General features: G+C 71.8%; 19 protein-coding genes. 10 read left to right on the top strand and 9 right to left on the bottom strand.

The genetic code is table 11. The features are described from left to right. Positions 1 to 170: 170 nt before the first annotated feature. The 3 genes from QZ500_RS11765 to QZ500_RS11755 all read right to left on the bottom strand — a co-directional run bounded on the left by QZ500_RS11765 (position 171) and on the right by QZ500_RS11755 (position 3476). Complete coding sequence (locus QZ500_RS11765; RefSeq protein ID WP_295855488.1) at positions 171 to 1175, bottom strand: tripartite tricarboxylate transporter substrate binding protein; 1005 nt, start codon at positions 1173 to 1175, stop codon at positions 171 to 173. Positions 1176 to 1236: 61 nt separating this feature from the next. After that, entirely contained in the window at positions 1237 to 2250 is a 1014-nt protein-coding gene (locus QZ500_RS11760) for a hydroxymethylglutaryl-CoA lyase (protein ID WP_295855484.1), read from the bottom strand. Next, positions 2247 to 3476: a CaiB/BaiF CoA-transferase family protein gene (locus QZ500_RS11755; protein WP_295855481.1), complete on the bottom strand. Its 1230-nt coding sequence runs from the start codon at positions 3474 to 3476 to the stop codon at positions 2247 to 2249. Before QZ500_RS11755 ends, QZ500_RS11760 begins: the two co-directional genes overlap by 4 nt. Positions 3477 to 3638: 162 nt before the next feature. On the opposite strand from QZ500_RS11755, the gene QZ500_RS11750 reads away from it, so the two are divergent. The 5 genes from QZ500_RS11750 (at position 3639) to QZ500_RS11730 (ending at position 10440) form a co-directional block, all read left to right on the top strand. Beyond that, the gene (locus QZ500_RS11750) at positions 3639 to 4553 is read left to right on the top strand and encodes a LysR family transcriptional regulator (RefSeq protein ID WP_295855478.1); all 915 of its coding nucleotides are present in this window, start codon (positions 3639 to 3641) and stop codon (positions 4551 to 4553) included. Positions 4554 to 4959: 406 nt separating this feature from the next. Continuing rightward, on the top strand, positions 4960 to 6942 hold the full coding sequence (locus tag QZ500_RS11745) for a hypothetical protein (protein ID WP_295855475.1): 1983 nt from the start codon (positions 4960 to 4962) through the stop codon (positions 6940 to 6942). Positions 6943 to 7005: 63 nt separating this feature from the next. Next, complete coding sequence (locus QZ500_RS11740) at positions 7006 to 7431, top strand: CopG family transcriptional regulator (RefSeq protein ID WP_295855472.1); 426 nt, start codon at positions 7006 to 7008, stop codon at positions 7429 to 7431. A 59-nt stretch (positions 7432 to 7490) separates the two neighbouring features. Further along, positions 7491 to 8693, top strand: a complete 1203-nt coding sequence (locus tag QZ500_RS11735; protein ID WP_295855469.1) for a PHB depolymerase family esterase — start codon at positions 7491 to 7493, stop codon at positions 8691 to 8693. 346 nt (positions 8694 to 9039) lie between these two features. Then, positions 9040 to 10440, top strand: a complete 1401-nt coding sequence (locus tag QZ500_RS11730; protein ID WP_295855465.1) for an MFS transporter — start codon at positions 9040 to 9042, stop codon at positions 10438 to 10440. 71 nt (positions 10441 to 10511) lie between these two features. Here the strand turns inward: QZ500_RS11730 and QZ500_RS11725 are convergent, their stop codons facing one another. From QZ500_RS11725 to QZ500_RS11710, 4 genes are all read right to left on the bottom strand, one after another. Next, complete coding sequence (locus tag QZ500_RS11725; RefSeq protein WP_295855463.1) at positions 10512 to 12110, bottom strand: methyl-accepting chemotaxis protein; 1599 nt, start codon at positions 12108 to 12110, stop codon at positions 10512 to 10514. Between the two features lie 152 nt (positions 12111 to 12262). After that, the gene (locus QZ500_RS11720; protein WP_295855461.1) at positions 12263 to 13177 is read right to left on the bottom strand and encodes a gamma-glutamyl-gamma-aminobutyrate hydrolase family protein; all 915 of its coding nucleotides are present in this window, start codon (positions 13175 to 13177) and stop codon (positions 12263 to 12265) included. A gap of 27 nt (positions 13178 to 13204) precedes the next feature. After that, positions 13205 to 14326: a catalase family protein gene (locus QZ500_RS11715; RefSeq protein WP_295855459.1), complete on the bottom strand. Its 1122-nt coding sequence runs from the start codon at positions 14324 to 14326 to the stop codon at positions 13205 to 13207. A 109-nt stretch (positions 14327 to 14435) separates the two neighbouring features. After that, positions 14436 to 15029: a DNA-3-methyladenine glycosylase gene (locus QZ500_RS11710; RefSeq protein ID WP_295855456.1), complete on the bottom strand. Its 594-nt coding sequence runs from the start codon at positions 15027 to 15029 to the stop codon at positions 14436 to 14438. 129 nt (positions 15030 to 15158) lie between these two features. On the opposite strand from QZ500_RS11710, the gene QZ500_RS11705 reads away from it, so the two are divergent. Then, a complete protein-coding gene (locus QZ500_RS11705) occupies positions 15159 to 17927 on the top strand; it encodes an excinuclease ABC subunit UvrA (protein WP_295855453.1) in 2769 nt (922 codons plus the stop codon). A gap of 55 nt (positions 17928 to 17982) precedes the next feature. Here the strand turns inward: QZ500_RS11705 and QZ500_RS11700 are convergent, their stop codons facing one another. Beyond that, positions 17983 to 18744 (bottom strand): GntR family transcriptional regulator, encoded by a 762-nt coding sequence (locus QZ500_RS11700; RefSeq protein WP_295855452.1) that lies wholly within the window; start codon positions 18742 to 18744, stop codon positions 17983 to 17985. A 137-nt stretch (positions 18745 to 18881) separates the two neighbouring features. Between QZ500_RS11700 and QZ500_RS11695 the strand changes: the two genes are divergently transcribed. Together QZ500_RS11695 and QZ500_RS11690 are read left to right on the top strand one after the other, a co-directional pair. Next, positions 18882 to 19859, top strand: a complete 978-nt coding sequence (locus QZ500_RS11695; RefSeq protein WP_295855450.1) for a tripartite tricarboxylate transporter substrate-binding protein — start codon at positions 18882 to 18884, stop codon at positions 19857 to 19859. Positions 19860 to 19906: 47 nt separating this feature from the next. After that, a complete protein-coding gene (locus QZ500_RS11690) occupies positions 19907 to 21298 on the top strand; it encodes a chloride channel protein (RefSeq protein ID WP_295855447.1) in 1392 nt (463 codons plus the stop codon). On the opposite strand, the gene QZ500_RS11685 is transcribed toward QZ500_RS11690, so the two are convergent. Continuing rightward, positions 21285 to 22367, bottom strand: coding sequence for an ROK family protein (locus QZ500_RS11685; protein WP_295855444.1), 1083 nt, complete (start codon positions 22365 to 22367; stop codon positions 21285 to 21287). The two genes, QZ500_RS11690 and QZ500_RS11685, sit on opposite strands and share 14 nt — an antisense overlap. Positions 22368 to 22584: 217 nt before the next feature. Between QZ500_RS11685 and QZ500_RS11680 the strand changes: the two genes are divergently transcribed. Both QZ500_RS11680 and QZ500_RS11675 read left to right on the top strand, forming a co-directional pair. Further along, positions 22585 to 23148 carry an ATP-dependent Clp protease proteolytic subunit gene (locus QZ500_RS11680; protein WP_295855441.1) on the top strand — a complete coding sequence of 188 codons (564 nt, stop codon included), beginning with the start codon at positions 22585 to 22587 and terminating at the stop codon, positions 23146 to 23148. 53 nt (positions 23149 to 23201) lie between these two features. Next, positions 23202 to 23906 (top strand): glutathione S-transferase N-terminal domain-containing protein, encoded by a 705-nt coding sequence (locus QZ500_RS11675; protein ID WP_295855438.1) that lies wholly within the window; start codon positions 23202 to 23204, stop codon positions 23904 to 23906. Positions 23907 to 24009: the final 103 nt, after the last annotated feature.

The raw sequence follows: 24009 nt of genomic DNA, 5'->3' as shown, positions 1-24009 counted from the left end.
ACCGGGGCCCGTGTCACGCCGTGCGCCCGGCATGTCGGCCGGGTTCGCTATCGAATTCATAGCTAGTTGCGCAGGTCCTGCCTGCGCAGAAGCCTAAAAGCCATGAAAAAAGGCCCCGGTCTCCCGGGGCCTCGTGCCTGCATGCCGCGCCGGAGCGCGTCGGGAGGCGGTCAGTCCGCCTCGATCCGCGCCGCCTTCACCACCGCGGTCCAGTCGGCGGTTTCCTTCTTCACCTTGGCGTCGAGCTGCGCCGGCGGCTGGTAGTCGGCGCTGGCGCCCTGCTCCTGGGCTTTCTGCTGGAAGGCCGGGGCGGCGACCACCTTGGCGATCTCGGCCGAGAGCTTCTCCACCACATCGCGCGGCGTCTTCGCCGGCGCGTAGACGGCGAACCAGGAGGTCGCGTCCAGCTTCGGCAACCCCGCCTCGGCGGTGGTGGGCACGTTCGGCAGGCTGGGCAGCCGGGTCTTGCCGGTAGTGGCCAGCACCCGCAGCTTGCCGCTCTGGATGTGCGGGATGAAGGGCGGCGCGGTGCCGAAGGTGATGTCCACCTGGCCGCCGAGCAGGTCCTGCAGCGCCGGGCCGGTGCCCTTGTAGGGGATGTGGGTCATCTGGATGCCGGCCTGCTGCTCCAGCATCGCGCCGGTCGCATGCTGCAGGCTGCCGTTGCCGGACGAGGCGTAGTTCACCTTGCCGGGGTTGGCCTTGGCGTAGACGATGAACTCGGCCATCGTCCTGTACGGCAGGTCGGCCCGCACCACGACGATCTGCGGTGCCGAGATCACGTTGGCCACCGCGGTCAGGTCGGCCGCGTTCCATTGCGGCGCCTGCTTGCTCACCAGCGGCGTGATGACGTGGTAGCCCGAGTACTGCATCAGGAGCGTGTAGCCGTCCGGCTCGGCCCGCTTGACGGCCGTCGCCGCGATGCCGCCGTTGGCGCCGCCGCGGTTGTCCACCACCACCGTCTGGCCGAGCGCGGTGCCCAGCGGCACCGCCAGCATGCGGGCGGAGATGTCGGTGGTGCCGCCGGCGGCGGTCGGCACCAGCAGCGTGACCGGGCGGTTCGGATAGCCGCCGGCCTGGGCGCAGGCGGCGCCCGCGGCCAGGGCGATCAGCGCGGCGCCGGTGGCGCGCAGGGCGGCACGGCGGCCGGCAGCGGGATTAGGGAGGAAGGTCATGGAGGTCTGTCTCTCTGTCGTTGGAAGGGGAAAAGTCGTCGGTGCCGGGCAGGTCCGCGGCTCAGCCCCGGGCCAGCGCCCGTTCGCGCCAGGCCCGGAAGTCCGGCGGCGGCTCGTGCAGGTCCAGCCGGCGGCCGGCCTTGGCGATCTGGCTCGGAACCGGATGGCCGATCAGCGCCGGCAGTCGCCAGGCGGCCTGCAGCAGCACCGGCAGGTCGCAGCCGGTGTCGTAGTCCATCAGTTCCAGCGCATGCACGATCTCCTCGGTGCAGACGTTCCCGCTGGCGCCCGGCGCATAGGGGCAGCCGCCGAGCCCGCCGAGCGAGGCGTCGAACCGGTCGGCGCCGGCGGCGATCGCGGCCAGCACGTTGGCCAGGCCCATGCCGCGGGTATTGTGGAAATGCAGGGTCAGCTCGGTGGCGGGAAAGCGCGCCCGGAACGCGCGGGTCAGTGCCTCGACCTGGGTCGGATACGCCATGCCAGTGGTGTCGCACAGCGTGATGCCGCGCACGCCGTCCAGCGCCACGAAGCGCGCCGCCCAGTCCAGCACGACGTCGAACGGCACGTCGCCCTCCATCGGGCAGCCGAAGGCGCACGACAGCGACACGTTGACGGCGGTGCCCGCCTGCCGCGCCAGCGCCACCACGCCGGTCAGGGCGGCGAAGGACTGCTCGCGGGTCATCCGCAGGTTGGCGATGTTGTGCGTCTCGCTGCACGACATCACCAGGTTGAGCTCGTCGGCGCGGGCCTCGATCGCCCGCTCGGCACCGCGCAGGTTGGGCACCAGGCAGGTGTAGACGATGCCCGGCGCGCGGCGGATCTCGCGCAGCACGATCTCCGCGTCGCGCAGCGCGGGGATGGCGGTCGGCGAGACGAAGGAGGTGACCTCGATCTTCGCCAGGCCGGCGGTGGAGAGCAGGTCCACCAGCGCGATCTTGTCGGCCGTCGGCACGAAGGCCTGCTCCATCTGCAGGCCGTCGCGCGGGCCGACCTCCTGCAGGTGCAGGCGGCGGCGGGCGCCCTGCCAGACGCCGGCCGGAGCGGTCGCGGGGGAAGAAGATGCGGAAGCGTTCATGCCACGATGCCTTTCTGGCGCAATTGCGCGATCTGGTCGTCGGTCAGGCCGGCGTCGCGCAGCACCGCGTCGGTGTCGCCGCCCAGGTGGGGGGCGGCGCTGCGCACGCTGCCCGGCGTGGCCGAGAGCTTGGGCACGATGCCCGGCACGTCGAGCACATGGCCGTCGCGGGTGGTCTGCTGCAGGATCATGTCGCGGGCACGGTAGTGCGGGTCCTCGTGGATGTCCTTCGCGGTATAGACCTTGCCGGCCGGCACCTTCGCCGCGCCGAGCACCGCCAGCACCTCGGCCATCGGCCGGCCCTGCGTCCAGGCGCCGATCGCGGCGTCGAGCTCGTCCACCCGCGCGACGCGGCCGGCATTGCTCTGCAGGTCGGGCGCGGTAGCCAGGTCGGCGCGGCCGATCGTCTCCATCAGCCGGCGGAAGATGCTGTCGCCGTTGCCGGCCACCAGCACCCAGCCGTCGGTGCACGGGTAGGCGTTGCTGGGCGCGATGCCCGGCAGCGCGCTGCCGGCGGCGTCGCGCACCGCGCCGAACGCGCTGTACTCGGGGATCAGGCTCTCCATCACGTTGAACACCGCCTCGTGCAGCGCCACGTCGATCACCTGGCCCCGGCCGCCATTCACCTTGCGGTGGTACAGCGCGGTCAGCACGCCGATGGTCCCGTGCAGCGCCGCCAGCGTGTCGCCGATCGACACGCCCACCCGCACCGGCACCCGGCCCGGCTCGCCGGTCAGGTGGCGCAGGCCGCCCATCGCCTCGCCGATCACGCCGAAACCGGGCAGGTCGCGGTACGGGCCGGTCTGGCCGTAGCCCGAGATGCGCAGCATCACCAGCCCGGGGTTGATCGCATGCAGCGCCTCGGGCGACATCCCCCAGCCCTCCAGCGTGCCGGGGCGGAAGTTCTCGACCAGCACGTCGGCCTCGGCGATCAGGGTGCGGGCGATGTCCTGGCCTTCGGCGCTGCGCAGATCGACCGCGATGCTGCGCTTGTTGCGCGACTGCACCTGCCACCAGACGGAGGTGCCGTCCTGCAGCATGCGCCAGTTGCGCAGCGGGTCGCCGGCGCCGGGGGTCTCGATCTTGACCACGTCGGCGCCGAACTCGCCGAGCGTCTTGCCGCAGAACGGCCCGGCGATCAGCTGGCCCATCTCGACGACGCGCACGCCGTGCAGGGCGCCGGCCGGCGGCGCTGCGGTAGCTGCCGCGGAAGAAGCGGATGTCATGCGGAAAATCTCCTTCGGGTAAGCCGCGCATCATCCGGGGGCCGGCCGCCCTTGCACAGCGGCCATTGGCGAGCGCACCATCGCCGCACGCGATGGCGGCATCCGTCCGTCCGCCTGCCCTTCCTGTCCCGTCCCCGTTCCTGCCGAAAGCCCGCGACCTCCATGCGACTCGACCCCGTTTCCCTGCGCCTCTTCGTCGCCGTGATGGAGGAAGGCACCATCGCCGCGGCCGCCCAGCGCGAGCACATCGCCACCGCGGCGGTCAGCCGGCGGATCAGCGAACTCGAAGGCCAGCTCGCGGCGCGCCTCTTCGCGCGCAGCAACAAGGGCACCGAGCCGACCGCCGCGGCCTATGCGCTGCTCGGCTTGGCGCGCGGCGTGCTGAACGGCCTGGACGACATCGCTGCGCAGATGCAGGGATACGCCGACGGCGTGCGCGGCCAGGTCCGGGTGGCCGCCAACATCTCGGCGATCACCCAGTTCCTGCCGGCCGAGTTGCGCGGCTTCATGGACCGCTATCCCCAGGTCCAGGTGCACCTGCAGGAACGCATCAGTTCCGCGGTGGTGCGCGAAGTGGCCGAGAACACCGCCGATGTCGGCATCCTGAACGCCGGCCACTACGGCGAACCGCGCGTCGCCTTCTGGCCGTACCGCCAGGACGAACTGGTGCTGATCGTGCCGCGCGGCCATGCGCTGGCCCGCCGCCGCCGGGTGGCGCTGCGCGAGGCGCTGCCCTACGACTTCGTCGGCATGCACCCGGGCAGCGCGATCAACCAGCGCATCACCCAGGCCGCCGCCGAGAACGGCTTGGCGCTGCGCATCCGCATGCAGGTGACCGGCTACGACGCGCTGTGCCTGATGGTCGCGAACGGACTGGGCTTCGGCGTGCTGCCGCGCGGCAGTGCGGCGCTCTACCTGCGGGCGCTGCCGCTGGCGGCCCTGGCGCTCGACGACCCCTGGGCCCGGCGCGAGTTGGTGCTATGCGTGCGGTCCGGCGGCGACCTTCCGCCGGCGACCCGGCTCTTGGTCGAGCACCTGCAGCCGGGCGACGGCGGCAGCGCCCTGCCGGCGTCCTGACCGGGCCGCAACCCGCCTCGGCGGGTTCGCTGATGGGCAGCGGGTCGTCATCCGTTTCCGCCTGTGGACAACCTTGGTGACGGTTTGCGCGCAAGCGCATACTTGTCCACAGCCGGTGCGTCTTGGCGCCGGTTGTTGTCTCGCCCTCCCGCCGTTCCGGCGCGGTGCCGCACACGGTTCGGCACGACGCAAGTCCTTGATCCGGCACGGCAAAAGACGGTTGTCCCCAGCGGGGGCCGGCCCTCTACTACTACTGCTATTGAATTAGAAGACTTTAGGGAAGAAGTCGGCCGACAGCGGAACGTCCCGTTTTGACGGGTGTCCGCACCGCCGATGCGCATCGGCGCCGGGAGCGTGACAAGATGTATGACCGTCGCATTCACGCGACTTTTCTTCGTGCTGCGCCATGACCCGCCAACGTTCCCAAGCCCTGCTGCCCGGCAGCGCACCGCAATACCAGCGTCCGACCCGTGGCCGTTCGAACGGTGTGTTCAAGACCGGCCCCGAGGGCATGGAGCTGAGCCTCGCCTCGCGCTTGCTGGAAGACGCCTACGGCAAGGTGGCCTCGACCCACGGCAAGTGGTACGTCCGGTTCGGCCACACGGTCGGGCACATGGTCCACAACCAGGTCCAGTACAACGTCAAGCACAAGCTCTACAACGAGAAAGGCCTGACGGCGCTGCAGATGGGGATCAGCGGCAGCATCGTGGTGGTCAGCGCGGCGGGCGGGCTGGCGATCACGGCCGGCACCAAGGGCATCGCCACCCCGCTGGCGCTGGCGGGCCTCGCGGCCGGGACGTGGGCGGCCAACCAGGTGGCCGACGTGGTGGTGGATCTGGTGCGCAACCAGTACCGGCAGAAGCGCATGCGCGGCTGGCTGGAGAAATACCCGAAGGTGCGCCAGACGATCGACAAGGAAGCCGACAAGCTGATGCTGATCCAGGACAGCTGCGACGCGATCCGCCGGGCGGTGGACCACTACCGCAAGGCCTGCGACGCTGCCCGCGACATCGCCCACGAGATCCAGGAGTCGAAATACTGCGACTTCACTAACTGCTCCGAACTCACCGCGGTGGTCAAGCGCCAGATGAAGTGGATCCACGAGGTGCAGAAGACCGAGCGCTACCTGGTGCCCGCGATCGACCTGGCCATCCTGCTGAAGAACACCCAGGCGAAGCTGTGCGACTCGTGGGCGCAGTTGATGCCGGCCTACCGCGACCAGATGGCGGCCTACCTGTTCAACGGCGACCATTCGTCCTGCGGCGACATCTGCTACGCGTCCAAGGGCGGCGGCGTGCCGGAGCCGTGCCGGCCGCTCGCCGAAGGTCCGAACACGATCCCGAACGGCATCATGCGGTTCGGCGAACACGCCGAAAAACTCCAGCTGCAGCTCGAAGGGCTGATCGAGTTGCGCGAGGTGCTGACCGCCGACCTGACCGGCGACTTCGCGGTGCCGGAGGATGTCAACACCGCGGCGAAGCAGCGCTTCGACCAGCTGCTGCAAGATGCGGCCGCCTATTACGACAAGCCCGGCCAGGTGCGGCGCACCGCCCACTACATCAGCAACGCCTGGACCCGGCGCACCAAGGGCGAGCTGATCTCCGGTGGCGTCACCCGCGGCGTGAACCTGGTGGTGGGCGTCGGCACCTCCGGCGGCGGCTCGGCCTTCGGCACGCATGTGGTCACGCCGTTCGTCACCACGCCGATCAACGGGGCGATCCAGGCATCGCAGATGGTGGTGGTGCAGCTGCAGAACAGCGCCCAGAACGGCCTGGTGATGCTGCTGCAGAACGTGATCAACGACGTGATCACCGATGCCACCGCGACTGTGGTGTCCAAGGGCACGGGTGCGCTGGTCAACAGCAGCGTGACCGGATCGGTCAAGCTCGCCGGCATCGGCGTCAAGCTCGCGACGCCCTTCATCGCGAACAAGACGGTCGACAAGGCGCCGAAGGAGGTGAGCGACGTCGGCATCACCGCCTCCGGCAAGGACATCGGCGACAACATCTTCAAGAAGTCGGTCCGCCATCTGCTACAGGCCGAGGAGGCCTACGAAAAACTCACCAAGCAGTCGCACACCCTGCGCACCTGCGAAGACGCGCTCGCCTTCGGCAAGCTGACCGGCGAATTCGTCTGGCACCTGAAGAAGTCCATCGAGCGGCTCGATCAGGCCCTGCAGCTGGTGCACCACATGAGCGCGCGGGTGACCGAGTGGAACGCGCTGGAGCCGCAGCTGTGGGCGGTGGTGCAGAAGGCGTCGCTCCACTACCTGGGCTGGAAGTGCGGCAGCTGTGCCTGCAAAGAAAAGAACTCGCCCCTGTCGTCCAGCACCTGCTACGACGCCGGACAGCAGCCGGGCGTGCCCAAGCGGCGCATCGTCAACTACTGATCCTCCGCATCTTTGTGCTTTGCCATCCTCATGCCATCCGATTGGATGGTGTTAGGATGGCGCATGGCTGACGCACCCCTCCCCGCCCGCACTCCGCCCCGCCTGCCCGAGGCGGAGAAGATCACCATCAACCTCGGCTACGTCGATCTGGGCCAGATCGATCTGCTGGTGGCCGAGGGCTTCTATTCCAACCGGACGGACTTCATACGCACTGCGATCCGCAACCAGCTCGCCGCCCAGGGCGACGCGGTGCGGCAGGTCACCGCGCGCCGGATGCTGGTGATGGGGCTGCAGCACGTCGGCGTGGCCGAGCTGGAGGCCGTGCGCGCCGCCGGCGAGCAGCTGCAGATCCGGGTGCTGGGGCTGGCGAGCATCGCCGCGGACGTGTCGCCGGAACTGGCCCGCGCCACGATCGCCTCGATCCAAGTGCTGGGCGCGCTGCAGGCGAGCCCGGCGGTGCGGCAGGCGCTGGCCGACCGGATCGGCTGAAGCCGTCGCTGTTGTCATCGCACTCTGCGTTCATTCCCTCCTCCCCACCGAAAGTGCCCATGCGCCACGATCTCCACGACATCCTGCGGGACGCCACCCGGCTGACCCGCGCGGGGCGGCTGCAGGAGGCGACGACCGCGCTGCAGCAGGCCCTCGGCCTGCCGCCGATGCCGGGCGGCGCCGCGCCTGGGGCAGGCGCCGCCCGTTCGCCGGCCGCACCGGCGGCATCGGCGGCCCCCGCCGGCTGGGTGATCGACGGCTGCGTCACCGAACGGCCGGACGACACGGCCCCCGCCGCCGGCGCTGCTGGTCGCGCCGAACCGGCACCCACCTCGCCCGCGGCCGCGCCGTCCACGGCGCCTGTCGCTCCGCCCGGTGCCGCCGCCCGCCCGGCGGCCGACCGCTTCGTCGCCGGCAGCTTCACGCACGGCGGCCGCACGCTCGCCTACAAGCTGTTCGTGCCCGCCTCGGCCGCATCGGCGCCCGCGGGCACCCGGCCGCCGTTGGTCCTGATGCTGCACGGCTGCACCCAGCATCCGGACGATTTCGCGGCCGGCACCGGCATGAACGACCGGGCGCGGGAGCAGGGTGCGATCGTGCTCTACCCCGCGCAGGCGCAGGATGCGAATCCGCAGCGCTGCTGGAACTGGTTCAAGCATTCCCACCAGCAGCGCGGCCGCGGCGAGCCGGCGCTGCTGGCGGCGCTGGCCCAGGCGGTGGCGCGGCAGGAAGGCGCCGATCCGGAGCGGATCTACGTGGCGGGCCTGTCGGCCGGCGGTGCGATGGCGGCGATCCTGGCGCGCACCTACCCCGACGTGTTCGCCGCGGCCGGCGTGCATTCCGGCCTGGCGCCCGGCACCGCCCGTGATGCGATGGCGGCGCTCAACGCGATGCGCAGCGGCCAGGGGCCGGGGGCACCGGCGGCGGGCACTGCCGCGGCCGCGCCGACCATCGTCTTCCACGGCGACGCCGACACCACTGTGCATCCGGGCCACGGCGACCATGTGCTCGCGGCCGCGGCGCCGGGCTTGGCTGCCGGGCCCGTCGAGCGCGGCACGACGGCCCGCGGCCGCCGCTGGAGCCGCAGCGTCGTGCCGCGCGGCGACGGCCGTGGCGTGCAGGCGGAGTCCTGGCAGTTGCACGGCGGCGGCCATGCCTGGTCCGGCGGCCTTGCGGCGGGCAGCTACACCGACCCGGCCGGGCCCGATGCGAGCGCCGAAATGCTGCGCTTCTTCCTCGCGCACGGCCGCCGGCAGGCCTGAGCGTCCGCGGACCGGTCACGGCCCTGCCTCGCCGTCGGAGGGCGGGCGACCATCGCCTGCCGCCCGAGCGCCAGCGACCGCACGCCACGGGCGGACGGGTATCGGACGCCCGAAACGCCACTGCCTGCCACCGCCTGCACGCATCGGCGCAGCGGTTCACAATCGACCGCTGTCCGCTGTCCGCTGTCCGCTGTCCGCTGTCCGCTGCCTGCGGCAGGCCTGACCGACACCGCCAGCGGCTGATCGCCGGCTGGGCTGTGCTCCCGCGCCGCATGCTTCTCCGCCGCTGCTAGTCCCGTACGCCCCTTCGCTCCGCTCCCGCCGGATTCCGCCCCGGCCCCACCCCATGTCCCCTACCGACGACGGCCTGCCCGCCCCCGAACGCCGCCGTGCGATGGCAGTGATCCTGCTCGGCATCGTGCTCGCGGTGCTCGACGGCACCATCGTCAACCTGGCGCTGCCGGCGATCGCACGCGACCTGCAGGCGCAGCCGGCGCATGCGATCTGGGTGGTCAATGCCTACCAGGTCGCGACGCTCGGGCTGCTGCTGCCGGCGGCCACGCTCGGCGATCTCGTCGGCTACCGGCGGGTCTACTTGGCGGGCCTCGCGCTGTTCACCGCCGCCTCGCTGGGCTGCATCCTGGCGCCGTCGCTCGGCTGGCTGGCGGGCTTCCGGGCGGTGCAGGGGGTCGGCGCGGCGGGGATCATGGCGGTGAATGCGGCGCTGGTGCGGCGCATCTTCCCGCAGCGGCTGCTCGGCCGCGGGGTGGCGCTCAACTCGATGACGGTGGCGATCGCCTCGGTCGCCGGGCCGTCGGTGGCGGCGGCGGTGCTGTCGGTCGCGCCTTGGCCGGCGCTGTTCGCGATCAACCTGCCGATGGGCCTCGCGGTGCTGTGGATGGGCCGGCGCGCGCTGCCGGCCAATGCGGCGCCGGCACCGGCGGGTGTGCGGCTGTCGCCGCTCGACGTGGCGCTCAACGTGCTGATGTTCGCGCTGGTGTTCCTGGGTGCCGACGCGCTCGGCGTGCGGGCCGGCAGCCAGGCCGGCGCCGGTGCTCTGGCGGCCGCGGCAGGGCTGCTGGTGGCGGGCCTCGCGGTCGGGGCGGTCTACCTGCGGCGCCAGCGCGGACTGGCACTGCCGCTGTTTCCGATCGACCTGCTGCGCATCCCGGTGTTCCGGCTGTCGATGGGCGCCTCGGTCTGCGCCTTCGCCGCGCAGATGCTCGCCTACATCGCCCTGCCCTTCCTGCTGCTCGACGGCTACGGCCGCTCGCACGGCGAGGCGGGGCTGCTGATCACCGCTTGGCCGCTCGCGATCGTCGCCACCGCGCCGCTCGCGGGCCGGCTGATCGGCCGGGTGGCCGACGGCACGCTCGGCGGCATCGGCATGGTGGCGATGGCCTGCGGCCTGGCGCTGCTGGCGGCGCTGCCGGCCCAGCCGTCGAACATCGACATCGCCTGGCGGCTGGTGCTCTGCGGCGTCGGCTTCGGGCTGTTCCAGTCGCCCAACAACCACACCATCGTGACCGCGCCGCCGGTGCACCGGGCCGGCGCCGCCAGCGGCATGCTGGGCTCGGCCCGGCTGACCGGCCAGACGCTGGGCGCGGTGCTGCTGGCGGTCGTGTTCAGCTTCTTCGCCCGCGCGCACGAGGTGCGCGGGCCACTGATCGCGCTCGGCGCGGCAGCGGGATTCGCGCTGCTGGCCGCGGTGTTCAGCACCCTGCGGGTGCGCCACCGCCGGGGCTGACCGCTGTTTTGCCGGATGCTATCGATACGATAGCGGGCTGCGCAGTACCGGCGGGCGCCAGGGGTCGATTCCTATCCGATCCGCAGCGGCGTGCCGGCCGACGGCGATCCTGCGGCGCCCAGCCGGAAGAAGGCGACCGCCTGCACCAGCAGGTCGGCCTGCGCACGCAGGCTCGCCGCCGCAGCCGCCGATTCCTCCACCAGCGCGGCATTCTGCTGCGTCGCCTGGTCCATCTGGGTGACGGCCTCGCCCACCTGCTCCACCCCGGCGCTCTGCTCGGCGCTCGCCGCGCTGATCTCGCCCACGATGTCGGTGACGCGCCGGATCGCGGCCACCACCTCGGTCATCGTCGCGCCGGCGTCGTCGACCTGCGCGGTGCCCTGCTCGACCCGCTCCACGCTGCTGCCGATCAGCGTCTTGATCTGGCGGGCGGCGTCGGCGCTGCGCTGCGCCAGGCTGCGGACTTCCGACGCCACGACCGCGAAGCCGCGGCCCTGCTCGCCGGCGCGGGCGGCTTCGACCGCCGCGTTCAGCGCCAGGATGTTGGTCTGGAAGGCGATGCCGTCGATGGTGCCGATGATGTCGGCGATGCGGCGCGAGCTGTCCTGGATGGCGCGCATCGTCTCCACCACCCGGTGCACCGCCTCGCCGCCGCGGCCGGCGATGTCCGACGCCTGCACCGCAAGCTGGTTGGCCTGCCGGGCGCTGTCGGCGTTCTGGCGCACGGTCGAGCCGAGCTGCTCCATCGACGCGGCGGTTTCCTCCAGCGCCGAGGCCTGGCTCTCGGTGCGCGAGGACAGGTCCTGGTTGCCCTGCGCGATCTGCGCGCTGGCGGTGGCCACGCCTTCGGCATTGCGGCGCACGTCCTCCACCACGTGGGCGAGCCGGTCCTGCATCCGCGCCAGCGCGCCCAGCAGCTGGGCCGTCTCGTCGCGGCCTTCGGCCTTCACGTCGGTATCGAGCCGGCCTTCGGCGATCGCGTCGGAGGCCGCCACCGCCCGGGCCAGCGGCCGGGTCAGCATGCGGGTGATCCAGACCGCGAGGCCGGCCGACAGCAGCACCGCGACGACCAGCGCGATGACGACGTTGCGCTGGCCCGCATGGCGTGCGTCCTCGGCGGCCTGCACGGCGTTCCGGGCGTGGCTGCGGGTGGCCTCCTGCAGGCCGTCGATCGCCTTGGTGAGCGACTGGTACAGGGTGCGCGACTCGCCCTGCAGGAAGTCCGTGCCGTCCCGGCGGGCGTCGTCGGTGTCGGCCATCGCGAATATCAGCAGCCGTTCGTTGGCGGAGAAGTACTGCTCCTCTGTTTGTTCCACCAGGCCGAGCATGCGCAGTTCCTGGTCGTCGGCCTGGATCGTCTGGCGGAAGCGTTGCGCCGACTCGCGCAACTGCGCCTTCGTGGTCGCGAGCCGCTCGGTCAGCCGTTCGCGCTCGCCGGGCGCCGTCGGTAGCAGCAGCTGCGGCTCGAGTCGCCGCATGTCGCTCGCCAGCCCGCGCATCTCGCCGATCGCGATCACGCTCGGAAGGGAGACCTCGGCCAGCTCGGTGGCCCGGGCGCCGAGCCGCTGGAAGTTGACCAGCGCGATCGCGCCGATGGCCAGGCTCGCCAGCAGCGTGGCGAAGAACGCGGCGCCCAGCTTGGCGCCGAAACGGAAGTTCGAGAGAGTCATGCAGGAAGGACCGGTGGTTGCGCGATGCCCCGGCCTCCCGGCCGCAGCCGGGAGGCGGACGGCCCGTCGGGCCGCGCCGCATTATCGGCAGCCGGGGGTCGAACTGAAGCGGCCGCCGGGCTGCGCGCCCGCGGAGGGCGGCGGCTTTTTCTTCAGCGCAGCAGCGCCTGGCGCAGCAGCCGCGCAGCGCGGTCGCGGATGCGCCCCGGCACCGGTGCCGGGGTGCGCGGCCGGTCACGGGCGGCGGTGCAGGCCGCCAGGAAGTCGTGCAGGATCGCCGTGTCGTCCAGCGTGTTGGAGCCCGACCGGTGGAATTCCGGGTGCCACTGGGTCGCGGCGATGTAGCCCTTCTGCATGCCGCCGGTGCGGCGGATCGACTCGGGCACCCGGTCGGGCGCACTCCAGGCCTCGACCGTGAAATCCGGGGCCAGCTGCTTGATGCCCTGGTGGTGGATGCTGTTGACCCGCGCCCGCAGCACGCCCGGATAGAGCTGCGCGAGCCGGGTGCCTTCCACCAGGTCGATCTCGTGGAAGTTCTGGTCGTAGGTCACCGGGTCGCGGTGCCGCAGCGCGCCGGCCTTCTGGGTCTCGATGTCCTGGTAGAGCGTGCCGCCGAAGGCGACGTTGATCAGCTGCAGCCCCCGGCAGACGCCGAAGATCGGCTTGCCGACCTGGTCGAAGGCTTCGACCACCGCCAGGTCGTACAGGTCGCGGATGCGGTCGCCGATCCAGGCCGGCTGCAGCGGCTCCTCGCCGTAGCTGCCGGGCCAGACGTCGGCGCCGCCGTGCATCACCACGCCGTCGAGCCACTGGGCATAGTGCGCGAGCGTCACGTCGCCGCGCGCCGTCTCGCCGGTCGGGCACGGCACCATCACCACCATCGCGCCGGCCGACATCAGCCAGTGCGCGATCGACTGCTCGACGTACTGCAGCGTCTTGCCGGTGAACAGCGAGCGGTCCGGGTCGGCATGCTGGAAGCAGGCCGACAGGCCGATCTTCAGGCGCCGGTCCACCGGGGTGCCGGGTGCTGCGGAGGAAAGTGCAGAGGAAGCAGCGGAGGAAGCCATGGGCGCCAGCCTACACCGTCCTGCCACTCAGGCGCGGGGCAGCACGGCGTCGGCCGCGCGCGGCTGGTGCATCGGGCAGCCGTTGGCCTGCGCGCGGAACGCGGCCGACGGCTTGTAGGCTTCGCGGCGGGCCCGCATCACGTTGCCGAGTGGCTGGTGCGCGGCGATGCCGTTCCACGGATCAAAGGCCAGGCCGTCATCCACCGCGCGCGAGCGCTCCTCGCTCCAGCCGGTCTGGCGCGGGATGCGCAGCCGGGCCACGGTGCGGTAGGGGCTCTGCGCCTCGGGCCATTCGACCGAGGCGTCCTCGATCGGCATCGATTCCAGGTCGGTGCAGAGCTGCACCCGCAGTTCCCACTCGGCGTCGTCGTGCGCGGCGAAATAGTTGTTGACCGCCTCCCGCAGGCCGTTGGCCTCGTCCTGCACCTCGAGCGGCTGGTCGGTCAGTGCGGTGAGCGAGGCCGCCACCGGCGCGACCTGCAGCTTGGCGATGTAGTCGCCGTAGCGGATCGGCAGCTGGGTGAAGAAGGTCTCGCCGAGCGGATGGGTCTCGGGATGGCCGCCCATCGCCATCAGCTTGGGGCTTTCCACCCCGACCGCATCCAGCGCCTTGGCGGTGCCGCGCAGCACCACCGACAGCATGCGCTTGCCGGTCGGCACCCGGTCGGTGGTGGCGGCGAGCAGCTTCAGCGACCGCAGGAAGCTCTCGGCGTCGGGGGCGTTGAACACCGGGCCGTTGACCATCAGCCAGTCCTGGGTGGTGCTGGCCTCGCTGCCGGGCAGCCGCTCGCCTTCCACGCCGAGCACCTTGAGCGCCAGGCCGCGCGGCAGCGAGACGCGGTCATCCAGCTCCTCGGCCGGCGGGGTGGACATGCGGGCGATCACCTCGTGGCTGCCGGGCCGGGCGAACACGCCCTGCGCCAGTTCAGGCGGCAGGCCGTCCAGTACGGTGAGCGTGCCGCGCAGCAGGCCGAAGCTCTTGGCATGCACGCTGCGCAGGCCGTGGCCGGTGTGCTCCTGCATCGTCCGGGCGATCTCGAGCAGCGTCTCGACCAGTTCGGCCGAGGTCTTCGCCTCGTCGTCCTTCGGTGTCTCGACATTGGGGGTGTAGCGCACGGGCGGCGCGGAGGCGGTGGTCGTGGGGGCCATGGGTCGTCGTGGGGGTGATGGGCAGGATGGCGGAGGGCACACGCCGCCCGCATTGCCCTTGTAGGCCGCCGGCCTGTCGAATGGTGTAGGTGCCGATGAAGCCGGCCGGTCAGCGGAACGGCCGGCTCAGGAACCGCGACCCCGCCGCGCCGAAACGCCACGGCACGTCGGCGGCCCGGCTGATGCCGATGCGCGGGCCGGTCAGCACTACCGCGTTCGCGCCGCGCGGCGCCAGTGCGAACGGCGGCGCGTCGAGCGCGAAACCGTTGAACGATGCATCGATGCCGAGCGCCTGTCCCACCCGGCCGGGCCCGGAACACAGCAGTCGCGGGTCGTCCACGCCGCGGCGCGCCCGCATCGTGTCGAGCCCGTCGGTCGGCTCCAGCGCCCGGATCAGCACCCCGGCGCCGTGGCCCGCCTCGCGGCAGACGAAATTCAGGCACCAGTGGATGCCGTAGGAGCGGGAGACGTCCGCCCGGCCGGGCGGGCCGAACATCGCCGCATTGCGCGCAGTGGGCCCGGCGAAGCTGTGCGAGGCCGGATCGTCGCGGTCGTAGGCCTCGGTCTCGACGATCCGGCCGCCGACACCCCCGACCCACACGCCGACGCCGATCAACGCCTGCGCGACGGCGGCGGAATCGGCGCCGAAATCGACACCGGCAACGACATGGGCGGTACGGGCGGTGGCGGAAGATGCGTCCATCGCCGCAGTGTGGCGGGGCGGCGCTTCGTCTGCGGCGGGCGAAGCGACCGAAACCGCTGTCGGCCTACACCGGAGAATTCCGCGGTCCGACCGGGCGACCACCGGTGGCTGGCGACGCTTCGGTCACGCATGCCCTCCTCTCCAGTACCTTCTTCCCCGACGCCTTCGCCGCCTGCGCCCGGCAGCCGCCCCGGGTTCGTCCAGGTGCGCGGCGCCCGCGAGCACAACCTGCAGAACGTCGACGTCGACCTCCCGCGCGATGCGCTGGTCGTCTTCACCGGCGTGTCGGGCTCGGGGAAGTCGTCGCTCGCCTTCGGCACGCTGTACGCCGAGGCGCAGCGCCGGTATTTCGAATCGGTCGCGCCCTATGCGCGGCGGCTGATCGACCAGGTCGGCGTGCCGCAGGTGGACCGGATCGACGGCCTGCCGCCCGCCGTCGCCTTGCAGCAGCAGCGCGGCACGCCCACCGCGCGTTCGTCGGTCGGCAGCGTGACCACGATCTCCAGCCTGGTACGGCTGCTGTATTCGCGCGCCGGCCGCTATCCGGCGCAGCAGCCGATGCTGTATGCCGAAGATTTCTCGCCCAACACGCCGCAGGGCGCCTGCCCGGAATGCCACGGCCTGGGCCGGCTCTACGAAGTGACCGAGCAGTCGATGGTGCCGGACCCGACCCTCACCATCCGCGAACGCGCCGTCGCCGCCTGGCCGACCGCCTGGCAGGGCCAGAACCTGCGCGACATCCTTACCACCCTCGGCCACGACGTGGACCTGCCCTGGCAGGACCTGCCGAAGAAGACGCGCGACTGGATCCTCTTCACCGACGAGCAGCCGACCGTGCCGGTCTACGCCGGCTTCGACCGCGCCGAGGTGCGGGCCGCGATCCAGGCGAAGCAGTCGCCGAGCTACATGGGCACCTTCACCGGCGCGCGGCGCTACGTGCTGCAGACCTTCGCCACCAGCCAGAGCGCGCTGATGAAGAAGCGGGTGTCGCAGTTCATGGTCGGCACCGTCTGCCCGGTGTGCGACGGCAAGCGGTTGAAGCGCGAATCCCTGTCGGTCACCTTCTGCGGCCACGACATCGGGGCGCTGCAGCGGCTGCCGCTGGATGCGCTGGCGGCGCTGCTTCAACCGGCCGCCGAAGGTCGCTTCGCCGACGAGGACGATGCGGATGGCGCGGGCGACGACGCACCGTCGGCGTCGAAGGAACGGCACCGCGCCCACATCGCCCGCCGCGTCGCCGCGGGCGGCTCGGCCCATGCCGCGGCACCCGACGTGCGCCGCACGCCCCACCTGTCCGTCGAAAAACGCATCGCCGCCCAGCGCCTGTCGGCCGAGCTGCTCGGCCGGGTGCGGCAGCTGACGGCGCTCGGCCTCGGCTACCTGTCGCTCGACCGCGCGACCCCGACGCTGTCGCCGGGCGAGCTGCAGCGGCTGCGGCTCGCGACGCAGTTGGCCTCGCAGCTGTTCGGCGTGGTCTACGTGCTCGACGAACCGTCGGCCGGCCTGCACCCGGCTGACAGCGAGGCGCTGCTCGACGCGCTGCAGCGACTGAAGGCCGCCGGCAACTCGCTCTTCGTGGTGGAGCACGACATCGCCACGATGCGTCGCGCCGATTGGCTGGTGGACGTCGGCCCCGAGGCCGGCAGCCGCGGCGGCCGGGTGCTCTACAGCGGCCCGCCGGACGGGCTGTCGCAGGTCGAAGCGTCGCAAACACGGCGCTATCTGTTCGATAGCGCCTTGCGCACGTCCCGCCTGCGCAAAACACCTGAAAGCATCGAAAAAACCGATGCTTGGCTGCGGCTGGAGGGCGTCGCTCGCCACAACCTGCGCGACATCGATGCGGCTTTTCCGGTCGGCTGCCTGACCGCGGTGACCGGTGTCTCGGGCTCCGGCAAATCGAGCCTGGTGAGCCAGGCGCTGCTGGAACTGGTCGGCGCCGCGCTCGGCCAGCCGGTGGCAGTGGAGCCGCCTGCCGACGACGGCCCGCCCGACGCCGCGGCGGGCGACGACGACCCGGGCGCCGGCGCTCCGGCCCTGCCCACGGAACGCACGGCGGGCCGCATCGCGGGCGGCATGGCTCGCATCCGCCGACTGGTGCAGGTGGACCAGAAGCCGATCGGCCGCACGCCGCGGTCCAACCTCGCGACCTACACCGGCCTGTTCGACGCGGTGAGGAAGATCTTCGCCGCCACGCCCAACGCGAAGCGCCGCCGCTACGACGCCGGCCGCTTCTCGTTCAACGTCGCCAAGGGCCGCTGCCCGACCTGCGAGGGCGAGGGTTTCGTCAGCGTCGAGCTGCTGTTCCTGCCGAGCGTTTATGCGCCCTGCCCCGCCTGCCACGGCGCCCGCTACAACCCCGAGACGCTCGCCGTCACCTGGAACGGCCTGACCATCGCCGACGTGCTCGGCCTGACGGTCGAGGCGGCCTGCGACGCTTTCACCAACGAGCCCGCGGTGCTGCGGCCGCTCGCCGTGCTGCGCGACATCGGCCTGGGCTACCTGCGCCTCGGCCAGCCCGCCACCGAACTGAGCGGCGGCGAGGCCCAGCACATCAAGCTCGCGACCGAGCTGCAGCGCACCCAGAAGGGCGACACGCTCTACGTGCTGGACGAGCCGACCACCGGACTGCACCCCGCCGACGTGGACCGGCTGCTCGCGCAGCTCGACCGGCTGGTGCAGGCCGGCAACACGGTCGTGGTCGTCGAGCACGAGATGCGGCTGGTCGCCGCCAGCGACTGGGTGATCGACATGGGCCCAGGCGCGGGCGATGCCGGCGGCACCGTGGTGGCCTGCGGGCCGCCGGAGCAGGTGGCGTGGGCGGCCGGCAGCCGCACGGCGCCGTATCTGGCGGAAGTGCTGACCGGCACCGCCGGGGGCTCCATGCTATGTTATCGATAGCTGAATGCGTCGGTGCAGTGGGCGCCCGTGCCGTCCAGGGCTCGCAAAGCCGGGCTCAGGGTTCCGGCGATTGCGGCACTTCCGGCACCGGCGGCTGCTGCAGCCGCAGCGACACCCAGTACCGGTCGGCCGGGTGGATCGAGACCGACATCTCGTAGGCGATGCCGTCGGCATCCAGGTAGTGCCGGATCACCTTCAGCACCACCGCATCCGGCGCGAGCTGCAGCCGCTCGGCCATGACCGGATCGGTGTTGAGGGCAGCGTGGATGTCCTGCCGGATCTCGGCGACGCGCCGGCCCCAGCGGGACTCGATCAGCGCGCAGACCAAAGTGCCCGGCTCCTGACGCACCATCTCGGCCACCTCGGCATAGGCCGGTTCCACATACACGTCGGTCCAGCCGACCGGCAGGCGGTCGCCCTCGGCATCGACCCGCAGGCTGGACAGCCGCAACCAGCGTGAGCCGGCAGCGCAGCGCAGGTCACGGGCGACGGCCTCGTCGAGCGCCACTTCCCCGACCGTCTCCACCCGGCGGATCTGGTGGCTGCTGAACTGCACCAGATCGTCCACCGAAGCCAGTGTCGGTCGGAAGCCGGAGCGGATTTCGGCCGATTCGACCCGGGTGCCGATGTTCTTGCGGCGCGACACCAGCCCCTGCGCCTGCAGCTCGGTCAGCGCCGCGCGGATCGTGTGGCGGCTCGCGCCGTAGTGGGCGCACAGCTCCAGCTCGGTCGGCAGCAGACTGCCGACGGCAAAATGCCCGCTGGTGATCGCCTCGGTCAGGTGCCGTGCGATGTCTGCGTAATCGGGGCGTTGCATGGCGGTCGATTATCCCGGGGCGGGTTTGCCCCGCTGACCGGTCGCTGTCGGAGACCGACAGTTCGGTAGGTCGGACCGGGCCGCGGCATGTGCTCTACGCGCCCGAACCTTCCCTTCCTTTCCTTCCCGGAGATTTCATGTCCCTGCACCGCCGTACCGTCGTCGCGCTGGCCGGCGCCGCGCTGGCGGCGGGCGCGCGGGCCCAGGGCTACTCCACCCGGCCGGTCGTGTGGATCGTGCCTTTTCCCGCCGGCGGCCCGACCGATGCGCTGGCCCGCGATGTCGCCGCGCACGTCGGCGCCGCGCTCGGCCAGACGATCCTGATCGAGAACGTCGCAGGAGCGGGCGGCACCGTCGGCGCCGCGCGGGCCGCCCAGGCGGCGCCCGACGGCTACACCCTGCTGGTCGGCCACCTGGGCTTCATGGCGGCTGCGCCGTCGCTGTACCGGACCCTCGGCTACGACCCGCTGCAGGACTTCGACCCGGTGTTCCGCTTCCCCGACACGCCGCTGGTGCTGCTGGTCGCGCGCCAGTCCCCGTTCGGCAACGCCGAGGCCCTGATCGCCTTCGCCCGGCGGCATCCGGGCCGGCTCAACATCGGGAATGCGGGCCTCGGCTCCACCTCGCACCTGGCGGCGGCGCTGTTCGCCCAGCGCGCCGGCATCGAGGCCACGTCGGTGCCGTACAAAGGCACCGCGCAGGCGCTGACCGACCTGATGGCCGGGCAGATCGATGCGGTGTTCGACCAGAGCAATACCGCACTGTCGGCCCTGGCCGGCGGCAGGCTGCGCGCGATCGGCCTGACCTCGGCGCAGGACCTGCCGCAGTTCCCCGGCGTGCCGGCGCTGGGCCGGCGGCTGCTGCCGGATTTCGAGATGGCGACCTGGTACGGCGTCTACGCACCCCGGGGCACGCCGCCGGACGTGGTGCAGCGGCTGTACCGGGCCTACGCCCGTGCGATGGAGGACGTCGCCTGGAAGCGGCAATTGGCCGACCAGGGCATCCGGCTGCTGCCCGATGCGCAGTACGCCCCGGACGCGCTGGCCCGCCATACCGCGGCGGAGGTCCGGTCCTGGCGCCGGGTGGTGACGCAGGCGCGGATCGTGCTGGACTGACCATTCAGTTGCCTGGATCGCCTACGCCGGGCGGAGAATCCCGGCAGATGCACCAGGAACCCAATTTCTTCCAGAACCTGCGCGCCGAGTTTTCCAGCGTGCGCGTCTGGCTCGACCGCGCGATCGTGCTCGGCTACGCGGTGGCGTCGGGCCTGTGCGTGGTGGCGTTCACGCTGCTGGCCGAATGGGCCTTCGCCGGCTTCGAGCAGCTGCACCACGGCGCGCCCTGGGCGGTGCTGCTCTGGACGCCGCTGCTGACCGCGGGCATCGTCTGGTGCACCCGGCGCTGGTTCCCCGGCGCGGGCGGCTCCGGCATTCCGCAGGTGAAGGCCGCGCTGGATTCGGACATGCCGGCCGGGCGGCGCGGCGCCTTCGTGTCGCTGCGGCTCGGCTTCGCCAAGATCGGGCTGTGCACCGCAGGGTTCGCGGGCGGCCTGTCGATCGGCCGCGAAGGCCCGTCGGTGCAGGTGGCCGCGGGGGTGATGCAGCATGCGCGCCGCTGGCTGTCGCCGGGCAGCACGATCGACCACCGCGCATTGCTGATCGCCGGCGGCGCCGCCGGCATCGCCGCGGCCTTCAACGCGCCGCTGGCCGGCGTGGTATTCGCGATCGAGGAACTCGCCGGCCGGCTGGAGGCGCGCGCCAGCGGCGTGATCATCACCGGCATCGTGCTGGCCGGTCTGGGGGCGGTGTCGGCCTTCGGCAACCTGAGCTATTTCGGGATCATCCGCGTGCCGCCGCTCGGCTGGTCGCTGGTCGGGCCGGGGCTGCTGGTGGCGCTGGCCAGCGGCGTGGCGGGCGGCCTGTTCGCGCGGCTGATGATCGCCTCGCTCACCGGCTCGCCGCAGCGCTTCAACCGCTGGCGCGCCCGCTGGCCGGTCCGTTTCGCTGCCGCCGGCGGCCTGGCGCTGGCGGTGATCGGCCTGGCGACCGACGGCGCCACCTTCGGCGCCGGCTCCGAGGCGGTCAAGCGGATGCTGGCCGGCCACGACGAACTCACGCCGCTCTACACCCTGCTCAAGTTCGTCGCGACCTGGCTCACCGCCTGGTGCGGCGTGCCCGGTGGCATCTTCGCGCCGTCGCTGTCGATCGGTGCGGGCATCGGCGACGGCATCGCGCAGTTCGCCGGCCCCGCGCTCGGCCCCGCCCTCATCGCGATGGGCATGGCCGGCTTCCTGGCGGCGGTGACGCAGGCGCCGCTGACCGCCTTCATCATCGTGATGGAGATGGTCGACGGCCATGCGATGGTGCTGAGCCTGATGGCCTGTGCGATGCTGGCCAGCCTGGTGTCGCGCATGATCAGCCGGCCGCTGTACGAAGCGCTGGCCGCGCACATGCTGGCGGCGCTCGCTCCGCCGCCCGGGGCCGCCGCGGCGCCGCACGCGGCTCCGTCGGATACACCGGCACCACCGCGGACACCGCCGGTCAGCGGTTCGTGAAGCTCGCGTTGCCCAGGCCGGTGCCGACGGTCAGCACGCCCCAGCGTTTCACGTCGCGCATGTAGGGCAGCTCGGACAGGCCCTGCACCACTGCGTCGTTGTGCAGCCGGACCTGCGTGGTCCGGCCGGCGATCTTCGGCAGCAGGGCGCACAGCTCGCGCGGCAGGTGGAAACGGCTGCTCTCCCAATTGCCCGGCAGGTTCTGCGCGCCGGCCGACAGCGTGCCGTCGGGCTCGACCGTGCCCGGGCAGCCGATGCCGACGTACGGCGCAAGCGTCACGCCGTCGCCGCGGGCTTCGCGGATCGTGCGCTCCAGCATGTCGGCGATCCCTTCCACCACATGGTGGCGGCGCTGCACGTCCTCGTCGTCAGCATGGGTCCACTTGTCGTGGGCCAGCACCTCGGCCCGGGTTAGGTCGGGGCCGTGGCCGCGCACCCGCACGATGCCGCAGCGCACGTTGGTGCCGCCGATGTCCACCGCCAGCAGGCCGTCGTGGTCCTGCAGCACCTCCGGCGGCGCGATGTGCAGCCAGCCGATCAGGCCACCCTCGTCCGCATGGTGGTGCAGCGTGCGCAGCGACACGCCGGCCCGCGCCTCGGCCAGCAGTTCGGCGGCGCGGCCGATCGCATGCTCGCCGACCGCACTTTCCTGGAAACCGCCGCCGATCACCACCCGCTCGACCTGCTTCCAGCTCTTCTGCCGCTGGAAGCGCCGCACGACCGCCACCAGCTGCAGCGCATAGTCCTCGCAGGCAGCGCGGATCGTGGCGGCGGCCGGCCCGTTGGCGGCCAGCAGCGCATCGAGCCGGTCCTTCGGAATGTCGGCGGTCGGCCGGACGCCGAGCGCGTCCTTGCCGGCGATGTCGGCAAATACGCCCCGCCACGCATCGAGCATCCAGCCGAAGGCGCGCCGGCTCGCGCGGTCGCCGAAGAAGGAGCCGTCCGCATGGTCGAGGACCGGCAGGCTGTAGCTCTCGACCGTCACCCCCGGCAGCTCCCGCACACCGTGCAGCGGCGGCGGCGGGGCGTCGTCGGCGTCGGTCGGCACGGTGGCGGAAGCAACGGGCATGGCGGTTCGGTGCGGCATTGGCAGAGACTACCGAGCATCGCCGACGGTGCCGCGCCCGGCCACAGCGCTGCGACGCAGACGCCTGTCAGCCGACAGCCCGCGCAAGGCCCGCGCCACGACTGTGCTGTAGGACGAGAGCGGAATTTCGATTAATGACGGTAGTGTCCGCCCACTGCATCAAATACTCCGCGTCTTTCCTCCACCGATGGGCCCTGCCATGCTTCCCGCCAACCTCCTCCGACAGCCGCAGATCCGCCTCCACGGCAAGGTCGACGATGCGATGCTGAACAACTTCCTGCAGCAGCTCGACACCGCCCTCGGCAGCCCAGCCGGCCCGGTGCTGGTCGAGCTGACCACCACCGGCGGCGATGCCGAGACCGGCCGCCGCATCGCCACCGACCTGATCCTGGCGCGCGAGCGTTTCGGCGCCGATCTGCACTTCGTCGGCAAGTCGGTCGTCTATTCCGCCGGCGTGACCATCATGTCGGCCTTCGCACCCGACCGTCGCTGGCTCACCGAGCACTGCATGCTGCTGATCCACGAGCGCCGGCTCGACAAGACGCTGGAACTCAAGGGCGCGATGCGCGGCATGGAGGCGCTGGTGCGCGACACGCTGGCCGAGATCGAGAGCGCCCGCGAGATGGAGCGCCGCGCCTTCGCCGTGCTGGTGGAGGGCACCCAGCTGACGATCGACGAACTGATGGCCCGCATCGGCCAGTCCGACTGGTATCTGGAGGCGCAGGAAGCCCGGGCGCTCGGGCTGGTCCAGGGCGTGGTCTGATCGGCGCACCGACTGCCCTTCCGCATCCCCCTTTTTTCGAGGAACCGACGACCATGAACGACCTGTCCGCCTTTTCGATCACCGCCAAGTGGCCTGCGCAGCATCCGGACCGGCTGCAGCTGTACTCCCTGCCCACGCCCAACGGCGTGAAGGTGTCCATCGCGCTGGAAGAGATCGGGCTGCCCTACGAGGTGCACCTCGTCGACTTCGGCCGCAACGACCAGACTTCGCCCGAATTCCTGTCGCTCAATCCGAACAACAAGATCCCGGCGATCCTCGATCCCGCCGGTCCGGGCGGCGCGCCGCTGGCGCTGTTCGAATCCGGCGCGATCCTGGTGTACCTCGCCGAGAAGACCGGCCGGCTGCTGCCCGCCGACCCGGCCGCCCGCTACGAGACGCTGCAATGGCTGATGTGGCAGATGGGCGGGGTCGGGCCGATGTTCGGCCAGCTCGGCTTCTTCCACAAGTTTGCCGGCAAGGACTTCGAGGACAAGCGCCCGCGCGACCGCTACGTGGACGAATCCCGCCGCCTGCTCGGCGTGCTCGACCGCCGGCTGGAGGGTCGCGACTGGATCATGGGCGCGGAATACACCATCGCCGACATCGCCGTGTTCCCCTGGGTGCGCAACCTGGTGGGCTTCTACGGCGCGCACGAGCTGGTCGGCTTCGATGCCTTCGCGAACGTGCAGCGGGTGCTCGACGCCTTCGTCGCGCGGCCGGCCGTGGTGCGCGGCCTGGACATCCCGCACCGCGGCTGAAGCCCGTCCTGCGCGAAGTGCGCGCCCCGGGGTGGCGGGCCGCGCGCACTGCCCCGCAAGGCATCGTCCTACGCCGCGGCGTGCACGCGCCGTCCTACAACGA

The organism is uncultured Xylophilus sp., from assembly GCA_913776965.1.
In the GTDB taxonomy this organism is placed as follows: domain Bacteria; phylum Pseudomonadota; class Gammaproteobacteria; order Burkholderiales; family Burkholderiaceae_C; genus Xylophilus.
This window is presented reverse-complemented; position numbering and strand designations above follow the sequence as displayed.

What these genes read in the sequence shown, in the direction of transcription:
- QZ500_RS11690 (WP_295855447.1), top strand. Translation starts at nt 19,907, where the DNA reads ATGCACCAGGAACCCAATTTCTTCCAGAACCTGCGCGCCGAGTTTTCC.
- QZ500_RS11705 (WP_295855453.1), top strand. Translation starts at nt 15,159, where the DNA reads ATGCCCTCCTCTCCAGTACCTTCTTCCCCGACGCCTTCGCCGCCTGCG.
- QZ500_RS11715 (WP_295855459.1), bottom strand. Translation starts at nt 14,326, where the DNA reads ATGGCCCCCACGACCACCGCCTCCGCGCCGCCCGTGCGCTACACCCCC.
- QZ500_RS11695 (WP_295855450.1), top strand. Translation starts at nt 18,882, where the DNA reads ATGTCCCTGCACCGCCGTACCGTCGTCGCGCTGGCCGGCGCCGCGCTG.
- QZ500_RS11725 (WP_295855463.1), bottom strand. Translation starts at nt 12,110, where the DNA reads ATGACTCTCTCGAACTTCCGTTTCGGCGCCAAGCTGGGCGCCGCGTTC.
- QZ500_RS11680 (WP_295855441.1), top strand. Translation starts at nt 22,585, where the DNA reads ATGCTTCCCGCCAACCTCCTCCGACAGCCGCAGATCCGCCTCCACGGC.
- QZ500_RS11735 (WP_295855469.1), top strand. Translation starts at nt 7,491, where the DNA reads ATGCGCCACGATCTCCACGACATCCTGCGGGACGCCACCCGGCTGACC.
- QZ500_RS11750 (WP_295855478.1), top strand. Translation starts at nt 3,639, where the DNA reads ATGCGACTCGACCCCGTTTCCCTGCGCCTCTTCGTCGCCGTGATGGAG.
- QZ500_RS11765 (WP_295855488.1), bottom strand. Translation starts at nt 1,175, where the DNA reads ATGACCTTCCTCCCTAATCCCGCTGCCGGCCGCCGTGCCGCCCTGCGC.
- QZ500_RS11685 (WP_295855444.1), bottom strand. Translation starts at nt 22,367, where the DNA reads ATGCCCGTTGCTTCCGCCACCGTGCCGACCGACGCCGACGACGCCCCG.
- QZ500_RS11755 (WP_295855481.1), bottom strand. Translation starts at nt 3,476, where the DNA reads ATGACATCCGCTTCTTCCGCGGCAGCTACCGCAGCGCCGCCGGCCGGC.
- QZ500_RS11730 (WP_295855465.1), top strand. Translation starts at nt 9,040, where the DNA reads ATGTCCCCTACCGACGACGGCCTGCCCGCCCCCGAACGCCGCCGTGCG.
- QZ500_RS11760 (WP_295855484.1), bottom strand. Translation starts at nt 2,250, where the DNA reads ATGAACGCTTCCGCATCTTCTTCCCCCGCGACCGCTCCGGCCGGCGTC.
- QZ500_RS11700 (WP_295855452.1), bottom strand. Translation starts at nt 18,744, where the DNA reads ATGCAACGCCCCGATTACGCAGACATCGCACGGCACCTGACCGAGGCG.
- QZ500_RS11740 (WP_295855472.1), top strand. Translation starts at nt 7,006, where the DNA reads ATGGCTGACGCACCCCTCCCCGCCCGCACTCCGCCCCGCCTGCCCGAG.
- QZ500_RS11745 (WP_295855475.1), top strand. Translation starts at nt 4,960, where the DNA reads ATGACCCGCCAACGTTCCCAAGCCCTGCTGCCCGGCAGCGCACCGCAA.
- QZ500_RS11675 (WP_295855438.1), top strand. Translation starts at nt 23,202, where the DNA reads ATGAACGACCTGTCCGCCTTTTCGATCACCGCCAAGTGGCCTGCGCAG.
- QZ500_RS11710 (WP_295855456.1), bottom strand. Translation starts at nt 15,029, where the DNA reads ATGGACGCATCTTCCGCCACCGCCCGTACCGCCCATGTCGTTGCCGGT.
- QZ500_RS11720 (WP_295855461.1), bottom strand. Translation starts at nt 13,177, where the DNA reads ATGGCTTCCTCCGCTGCTTCCTCTGCACTTTCCTCCGCAGCACCCGGC.